The sequence below is a fragment of the Staphylococcus kloosii genome (genome assembly GCF_032139365.1).
Classification (GTDB): domain Bacteria; phylum Bacillota; class Bacilli; order Staphylococcales; family Staphylococcaceae; genus Staphylococcus; species Staphylococcus kloosii_A.
In genome coordinates this window covers 125059-133478 of record NZ_JAVTDB010000044.1, presented here as the reverse complement: position 1 = coordinate 133478, position 8420 = coordinate 125059, and the positions used below count along the sequence as shown (strand labels likewise).

Annotated in this window: 9 protein-coding genes and 1 other annotated feature; all 9 genes read right to left on the bottom strand. The window is 33.3% G+C overall.

Features of this window, described 5'->3' with window-relative positions:
• Window positions 1-123 precede the first annotated feature (123 nt).
• A complete protein-coding gene (gene greA / locus RPL90_RS05650; RefSeq protein ID WP_313546562.1) occupies window positions 124-600 on the bottom strand; it encodes a transcription elongation factor GreA in 477 nt (158 codons plus the stop codon).
• Window positions 601-628: 28 nt separating this feature from the next.
• Window positions 629-1252 carry a uridine kinase gene (gene udk, locus RPL90_RS05645; protein WP_313546559.1) on the bottom strand — a complete coding sequence of 208 codons (624 nt, stop codon included), beginning with the start codon at window positions 1250-1252 and terminating at the stop codon, window positions 629-631.
• On the bottom strand, window positions 1252-2523 hold the full coding sequence (locus RPL90_RS05640) for a peptidase U32 family protein (RefSeq protein WP_313546557.1): 1272 nt from the start codon (window positions 2521-2523) through the stop codon (window positions 1252-1254). The genes udk and RPL90_RS05640 overlap by 1 nt, the downstream gene beginning before the upstream one ends.
• Window positions 2524-2537: 14 nt before the next feature.
• The gene (locus RPL90_RS05635) at window positions 2538-3461 is read right to left on the bottom strand and encodes a peptidase U32 family protein (protein ID WP_313546555.1); all 924 of its coding nucleotides are present in this window, start codon (window positions 3459-3461) and stop codon (window positions 2538-2540) included.
• Window positions 3462-3463: 2 nt separating this feature from the next.
• Window positions 3464-4099, bottom strand: coding sequence for an O-methyltransferase (locus RPL90_RS05630; RefSeq protein WP_313546552.1), 636 nt, complete (start codon window positions 4097-4099; stop codon window positions 3464-3466).
• 285 nt (window positions 4100-4384) lie between these two features.
• Complete coding sequence (locus tag RPL90_RS05625) at window positions 4385-4717, bottom strand: DUF1292 domain-containing protein (RefSeq protein WP_048793530.1); 333 nt, start codon at window positions 4715-4717, stop codon at window positions 4385-4387.
• A 16-nt stretch (window positions 4718-4733) separates the two neighbouring features.
• Window positions 4734-5162 carry a Holliday junction resolvase RuvX gene (ruvX, locus tag RPL90_RS05620; protein WP_313546549.1) on the bottom strand — a complete coding sequence of 143 codons (429 nt, stop codon included), beginning with the start codon at window positions 5160-5162 and terminating at the stop codon, window positions 4734-4736.
• 2 nt (window positions 5163-5164) lie between these two features.
• Complete coding sequence (locus tag RPL90_RS05615; protein WP_313546546.1) at window positions 5165-5428, bottom strand: IreB family regulatory phosphoprotein; 264 nt, start codon at window positions 5426-5428, stop codon at window positions 5165-5167.
• 65 nt (window positions 5429-5493) lie between these two features.
• Complete coding sequence (gene alaS, locus RPL90_RS05610; protein ID WP_313546543.1) at window positions 5494-8124, bottom strand: alanine--tRNA ligase; 2631 nt, start codon at window positions 8122-8124, stop codon at window positions 5494-5496.
• Between the two features lie 71 nt (window positions 8125-8195).
• Window positions 8196-8399 (bottom strand) — a binding site (T-box leader).
• Window positions 8400-8420: the final 21 nt, after the last annotated feature.

Sequence of the window (8420 nt, the reverse complement as noted above, 5' to 3'; positions counted from 1 at the left end):
ACTTTTATGTTTACCCAAACTCAATTAAATTTATCAAACTTTCATAAAATAGTATATCACTTTTTAGTATTATATTTTAAAAACCCTAAATATCGCTATGATATCAGGGTTTTTAAGTATAACTTATTTAATATCAACAATTTTAACGTTAATTTCTCCGCCATTTGGAAGTGGTACACGGACTTCATCATTTAAACCTTTACCGATTAAGTTTTTAGCCATAGGAGATTCGTTAGAAATTTTACCGTTAAATGCATCAGCTTCAGCTGAACCAACGATTTGATAACTTTCTTCTTCATCACCAGGTAATTCAACAAATGTCACTGTTTTACCGATTTGTACGATGTTATTATCGCCAGTATCTTCAATGATAAGTGCATTTCTAATCATATTTTCAATACGTTGGATATCTTGTTCTATGAAGCCTTGTTCGTCTTTTGCTGCATCGTACTCAGAGTTCTCAGATAAGTCACCAAAAGAACGGGCAACTTTTATTTTTTCAACAACCTCTGGTCGTTTTACAGTCTTTAATTCTTCTAATTCGTGTTCTAATTTCTCATAACCTTCTTGAGTCATTGGATATTGTTTTTGGTTTTCCATAATGTCATCTTCCTTTACTATAAAATTACTATTGTTTACTTACTAATGTCTGGATTTTAGTTGTCATTATGTCGATTGCGACTTTATTACTGCCACCTTCTGGAATGATGATATCGGCATACTTTTTCGTAGGTTCAATAAATTGATTGTGCATAGGGCGCACTACATTAAGATATTGATTTACTACCGATTCCATTGTACGACCACGTTCATTAGTGTCACGCAGTAAACGACGTAATATTCTTAAGTCTGCATCTGTATCAACATATATTTTAACATCCATTAAATCTCTTAATGTTTTATTTTCCAGTGCAAATATACCTTCTACGATAATAACATCTTTTGGTTCAAATGCAATCGTTTCATCGCTTCTAGTATGGTTCTTATAATCATACGTTGGTACTTCGACAACCTTATCATTTCTCAAATCATTTAAATTAGCGATTAATAAATCATTATCAAATGCAAAAGGATGATCATAATTTGTTTCTAATCGCTCTTCAAAAGATAAATGCGATTGGTCTTTATAGTAATAGTCTTGCGCTAAAAGTGCAACACTATGTCCTTCTAAATTTTTCATAATTTCATCTGTAACCGTTGTTTTCCCGGAACCTGAGCCACCAGCAATTCCTATAATGGTCGTACTTTTCATTAGCCAATTTCCTTTCTTATCATGTTGTTTGCATATAAAGGTTTATCGACTTTTATTTGAATAATTTGAAGTGGATGACGCGCAGCATCTAATTCGTTACCCTCTTCGTCATAAATATGCTCTACAACTTGTTTAAATGTATCAATCTCTGGGCCGAAAAACTCTATTGCTTCGCCCGGTGCAAATTTATTACGCTGTTGAATGGTCGCAATTTGTGATGTTTCGTCATAATCTAATACTAATCCACAAAAATCAAAAGAAGATTGATTTTTTTCACCCACTGAACCAAACATTTGCTCCTCATATCCTGGCGTACCTTCAAAAAATGCTGGCGCAGTAGCTCTATTCGCACATTTACTTAATTCAGCTAACCAGCTCGGGTCAATTTTAAAGTTATCCGGGTCAGCAGCATATGCATCAATAACCTTTCGATATACAGATACAACAGTTGCTATGTAATGAATAGATTTCATTCTTCCTTCAATTTTAAGTGAATCGATACCAATATCCATCATGTTAGGAATAGATTCAATTAATTTTAAATCTTTCGGACTCATTGCAAATGGCACGACATCACTTTCATTATATAATAAATCTAATTCTCCATCGTCATCAACTGCGAGTAAATCATAGTCCCAACGACAGCTTTGACAACAACCACCACGGTTTGAATCGCGTGCAGTCATATGATTACTCAACGTACATCTACCGGAATATGCGATACACATAGCGCCATGGATAAAGGCTTCGATTTCTATATCCACCTTGTCCTTCATTTCTTGCATTTCCATAGCGCCTGTCTCACGTGCTAAAACCACACGGTCTAATCCTTCTGCTTTCCAAAATTCAACAGCCTTATAATTTGATAAAGATTGTTGCGTGGATAAATGTATTTCAAGTGACGGCGCCACTTTTTTGCATGTTTCAATTATTAATGGATCAGCAACGATTATTCCAGTAGCACCTGTTGCTTCCAGGTCTTTTAAATATGCATCTAAACCTTCAATGTTTTCATCATGTGCAATGATATTGGTTGTTATATAAATTTTTGCGCCGTATTTACGTGCAAAATTAACACCTTCCTCAATTTCAGCCATTGTAAAATTACCGGCATTGGATCTTAAGCCATACTCTTGGCCACCTAAAAAGACAGCGTCTGCGCCATAATGAACTGCAATTTTTAGTTTTTCTAAATTCCCAGCAGGTGCCAGTAATTCAGGTTTTTTTATTTTAGGAGTAATAGAAGTATTTGCTTTTTCTAATATTTTCACTTAATCTTCCTCCTTTAATATACTGTTTGCTTAAATAAAAATCCTTCGTCAAATGGTCGATGTTCTGGTTGGATTTCTTCAATCGGATCTACTAGCATGAATTTTTCATCTTCATAAGCTTCTGGATCTTCATTATATAAATCGATAGCCTCTCTATATTGAGCCGTACAAACATTAATATATTCTTCTGTTTGTAATACGCCATCAACTTTTAAAGCATCGATACCAGCTTCTAAAAGCGCGTCTAATTCTTCTATTAAACAAATATCATTTGGAGACATTATATGTGTGCCATTATAGTCTTCATACACGGGATATTTGTTATCACGTTCTTCGTCATATAATAACAATTGTTTTAATGCATCATTACGTTCAATTTTCATTTGACGTTGTTGGAAAGTATAATAATTTCCTAATAACATACGTTTTGATTGGAACATACATGTCATGCCATGTACTTGAACTTCAATTTCTACATTTGCATGTTGTTTAATGTTTAATATTTCTTCTAAACTTAATTCTCTAGCTAATACTGCTCTGTTAGCGCCTTTCTCTCCCCAATAATTACATTGGAAATAGTTTGTTACTAATGTTTCAGCATCCCAATTTAATGGGATAGGATGCGCTTGTTGTTTGACGTACATGACTACAGCAGGATCACCAAAAATTATTCTATCCACATTTATTTCATGTAAATATGAGATATAATCTTCGAGCGCGTTCAAATGATAATTATGAAAAATACCATTTACTGCAACGTATGCTTTTTTACCATGTTGGTGTATTAATTCAACAGCTTCTTTTAAAGTAGCACGATCAAATTCACCAGCAAGTCTTAAACCAAATTTTTGTTCTCCAATAACAAAAGCGTCTGCCCCTTTGTCTATTAGGGTTGCAATATGCCCAACAGATTTGGGTGTCACTAATAATTCAGTCATACTTACTCTCCTTTAATTGAAATAGCTAAACCATCATCAATATTTAAAAAATTAGTAGTAAACGAATCGTTTTGTACTAACCATTCATTATAATTTTGAATTTTTTTGACCATTTGTTTTACATTTCTATTTCTAACTACATCAATATCAGCAACAAAATCATGATATAAGACGTTGTCTGTAATAACGACACCATTTTGTTTTAATAAAGGAGTATATAATTCAAAAAATTTCTTTGACTGCGCTTTGGCAGCATCGATAAAAATCATATCAAAGGTCTGATTTTTTACAGTGTCAAATTGTTCTAGTGCATCACCTTTAATCATTTGAATTTGCTGTTGAAAATTAAAGTGTTCAAAATTGATTGATGCCTGTGCTTGCATTTGTTCGTTTCGTTCAATTGTCGTTACTTGGATTTGTGGATCAATGGCAGCAAATTGCATTGAACTATATCCTATAGCGGTACCAATTTCAAGAATTTTAGTAGGTTTATGTATTCTAATGATTTGTTTAATCATTTCAAGAGTCATTCTATCGACAATAGGCACATTATTTTCTTCTGCATATGCTCTCAATTCTTCTATGTTAGTAGAATTATAGTCTAGTAAATTTAATAAATAAGCTTGATTTTTTTCCAAATTATAACTTCCTTTATATTATCTTAAAACAATTAATTATAATGTCTATCATATTGATTATTAAGATGACAACATACAGTTATGTTTATAGTTGTTGTTTACATACGGTAAATATAAATTAACTTTAAATATTCTACCATATTTTGTTGAGAAAGATAAGATTGAAAAGGTAATGACTGCATTTCTATTCATACAAATTACCGTATGAACCTAATTTGTTTGTTTAATTATAAAAAAGAATAAATTCTATTAAAAAGTAATAGAATTTATTCTTTATAGTGTTAATTATTCATGGTCGTGATCATGGTCGTGCGCGTCATCCATTTCAGTATTAACAACTTCTTCAATCATATCCCATTCTTCATCAGTTTCTACTGGTAAGAACTTACCACCTTCACCGTTTTCATCAGGGTCATTAATCATTGGGACTAATTCAATTAAATCGTCGTCATCCGCTTCTGCGCCTTCTTCTGCTAAAATAACGTATTCTTTTTTAAATTCAGGATGATAGAATTCTAAAACTTTGCGGTAAAGAACTTCATTTCCTTCTTCGTCATATAGTGTTAATAATTCTTCCTCATTATTAATTTGTAGTTCTGCATTATTGTGTTCTGTCATCTTAAATTTCTCCTTTTTATTGAATTGAATCCAAGTATCCTTGCAAGATGAAAACTGCAGCCATCTTATCGATAACTTTTTTTCTTTTTTGTCTAGATACATCAGCCTCTAGCAAAGAACGTTCTGCAGCCATTGTGCTAAGACGTTCATCCCACATGATTATTTCAAGTGAGGGTAAAGCTTCTTGAAGCTGTTCTTTGTATTGTAACGAAGCTTCTCCTCGAAATCCAATAGAATTATTCATATTTTTTGGCAATCCAATAACAACTGTGCCCACGTTTTCTCTTTTTACTATTTGTACAAGCTTATCAATACCAAGCTCGTTTTCATTTTCATTTATTCGGAGTGTGTCTAAGCCTTGTGCAGTCCAACCCATTAAATCACTAATGGCAATACCAACCGTTTTACTTCCTACATCAAGACCCATTATTTTTTTTGTTAGCATAATTATTCTTTCGTACTATCTTGAAGATAGTTTGACACTAATTCTTCCATAATGTCATCTCTATCAATATGTCTAATTTGATTTCGCGCATCGTTATGTCTTGGTATATATGCAGGATCACCTGAAAGTAAATATCCCACGATTTGGTTTACAGGGTTGTAGCCACGTTCTTCTAAAGTATTATATACATTCAATAACACTGTTCTGACATCTTTCTTAGGTATTTCATCATAATTGAACTTCATTGTTTTATCTAAGTTATCCACGTCAAACACTCCTTCAAATATAGTAAAAATTGTACAACACTATTTTAACTTACTCTACATGCAAGTTACAGTGATTTAATATAATTTTTAATAAAACGTAATGATTCTGTTATGTTTTCCGGTTGTGTGCCGCCACCTTGAGCCATATCAGGACGGCCACCACCTTTACCACCAACTACTGGAGCCATTTCTTTAATAATATCTCCAGCTTTAACTTGATCAGTTAATGATTTTGGTACCGTAGCGATAAGTGATACTTTATCGCCCACCTTACTCACTAAAATAATAACAGTATCTTGTAATTTTGATTTGAAATCATCCATCGTTTCGCGGATTGCATTAGCATTATCTACTTCTACTTCGGTAGCTAATACGTTCAAGCCATTTATTTCTTCAACTTGATCTTTAATGTCACCCATTTTCAACGCTGTAATTTCTTTACTACGTTGTTCTAACTGTCTGTGTAATGATTTTTCATCATCTTGCATTTGTACAACTTTATCTAAAACTTGATCATCATCTTTTACTTTAATTTGCTTTTTCACTTGTTTGAAATGATTTTGAATTGATTCTAAGTATAGTAATGCTGATTTACTAGTTAACGCTTCAATTCTACGTACACCAGCACCTGTACCTGATTCACTTACAATTTTGAATAAACCGATTTCTGACGTATTGTTTACGTGGATACCACCGCATAATTCTATTGAAAATGGTGCCATATCAACAACTCTTACCACATCACCATATTTTTCGCCGAATAAAGCCATAGCGCCCATTTTTTTAGCTTCGTCAATTGGCATTTCTTTAATAGAAACTGAAATATTGTTCCATATTTCTTCATTTACTCGACGCTCAACAATTTCGATTTCCTCTTCAGAAAGAGGACCAAAATGTGAGAAGTCAAAACGTAACCTGTCTGGTTCTACTAATGAACCTGCTTGATTAACATGATCACCTAAAATTTCTTTTAATGCTGCATGTAGTAAATGTGTCGCACTATGATTTTTTTTGATTGATTGACGTTCGTTTTGATTTACTTCTGCAATAACTTCAGCACCAGTAGTTACTTTACCAAATTGCACTTTTCCTGTGTGTAAATTTTGCCCGTTTGGTGCTTTAGTTACTTCTTCTACATAGATTTCAAAACTATCATTACTTATCGTACCTTTATCGGCAACTTGTCCACCACTAACTGCATAAAAAGGTGTTTCTTTTAATATAAGACTGATTTCGTCACCAGCTTCAACTGTAGTAACGCGTTCACCATCTTTAATAATATCAGTTATTGTAGAGTTTGCTGTCATTTGTTCATAGCCAACAAACGTACTATCGGTATTAATTTGTTTTAAAACCTCACTTTGGATTTGCATAGATTGTCCACTTTGACGTGCTTGACGTGCACGATCTCTTTGTTTTTGCATTTCAACTTCAAAAGTATCCATATCTATTGATAAGCCTTCTTGTTGCGCAAATTCTTCAGTTAACTCCACTGGGAAGCCATACGTATCGTAAAGTTTAAACGCATCTTCACCTGCAATTGTTTTATCGCTCTCTTTAGCTTTTTGCACAAGAGTATTTAAGATTGTCAAACCTTCTTGTAATGTTTCATGGAATCTATCTTCTTCAGATTTAATAACACGTTGTATAAACTGTGCTTTTTCTTTTACATTTGGGTAGTATGGTTCCATAATTTCAGCGACGATATCTACTAATTTGTATAAGAACGGTTCATTAATATCTAATGACTGGCTAAAACGTACTGCTCTACGTAATAATCTACGCAATACATAGCCACGACCTTCATTTGCTGGCAAGGCGCCATCAGCAATAGCAAATGAAATTGTTCTAATATGATCTGAGATCACTTTAAACGCGACATCGTATGCATTATTAGTTAGATATTTTTTGCCAGAAATTTTTTCTACTTCTTCAATAATTGGCATAAATAAATCTGTTTCATAGTTAGTTCGTACATCTTGAGCCACTGATGCCATTCTTTCAAGACCCATACCTGTATCAATATTTTTATTAGGAAGTGGCGTATAAGTATGATCTTTATTATGGTTAAATTCACTAAATACTAAGTTCCATACTTCTAAATAACGCTCGTTTTCTCCACCTGGATACATTTCTTCTGGGGGATCATCTTGACCATAGTCGTCTCCACGGTCGTAAAATATCTCCGTGTTCGGTCCAGAAGGTCCTTCACCTATATCCCAAAAGTTACCTTCAATTCGAATAATACGACTTTCTTCAAGTCCAATATATTCATGCCATAATTTGTAAGCTTCATTGTCTTCAGGATGAATTGTTACATATAATTTACTTGGTTCCATGCCCATCCATTTATCGCTAGTTAAAAACTCCCAAGCATATTCAATTGCTTCTTTTTTGAAATAGTCACCAATAGAAAAATTACCTAACATTTCGAAAAATGTATGGTGACGCGCAGTGAAACCAACGTTTTCTATATCATTCGTACGAATCGCTTTTTGTGAATTTACAATTCTAGGTTTTTTGGGTGTTTCACGGCCATCGAAATATTTCTTTAATGTCGCAACTCCCGAGTTGATCCATAATAATGAATCATCATCAATAGGGACTAATGGTGCAGAAGGTTCTACCATATGCCCTTTTTCTACAAAGAAATCTATAAAACCTTGTCTAATCTCACTTGCTTTTAAGTTTTTCATTTATAACCCTCCAATTTTATACATACATCATTTATAAATAATTTTGCGCACAAAAAAAGTTCATCCACTATAAAAGGGACGAACGATTCGCGGTACCACCCTAGTTATAAACAAAACAATAGCGTTTTCGAAAACGTACATTTTGTTTACCACTCAACAAAGTACTTATTTACGATGACACGAAGTAGCGTTCAATAACTCAGGCTGTACTTTTCACCAACCAGTACATCTCTAAATGTCCTAAGTTATTTACTCATCTTCTTTATAAACTTTATATACATTGTATTTATTTTCTA

What these genes read in the sequence shown, in the direction of transcription:
- greA (WP_313546562.1), bottom strand. Translation starts at nt 600, where the DNA reads ATGGAAAACCAAAAACAATATCCAATGACTCAAGAAGGTTATGAGAAA.
- udk (WP_313546559.1), bottom strand. Translation starts at nt 1,252, where the DNA reads ATGAAAAGTACGACCATTATAGGAATTGCTGGTGGCTCAGGTTCCGGG.
- RPL90_RS05635 (WP_313546555.1), bottom strand. Translation starts at nt 3,461, where the DNA reads ATGACTGAATTATTAGTGACACCCAAATCTGTTGGGCATATTGCAACC.
- RPL90_RS05625 (WP_048793530.1), bottom strand. Translation starts at nt 4,717, where the DNA reads ATGACAGAACACAATAATGCAGAACTACAAATTAATAATGAGGAAGAA.
- ruvX (WP_313546549.1), bottom strand. Translation starts at nt 5,162, where the DNA reads ATGCTAACAAAAAAAATAATGGGTCTTGATGTAGGAAGTAAAACGGTT.
- alaS (WP_313546543.1), bottom strand. Translation starts at nt 8,124, where the DNA reads ATGAAAAACTTAAAAGCAAGTGAGATTAGACAAGGTTTTATAGATTTC.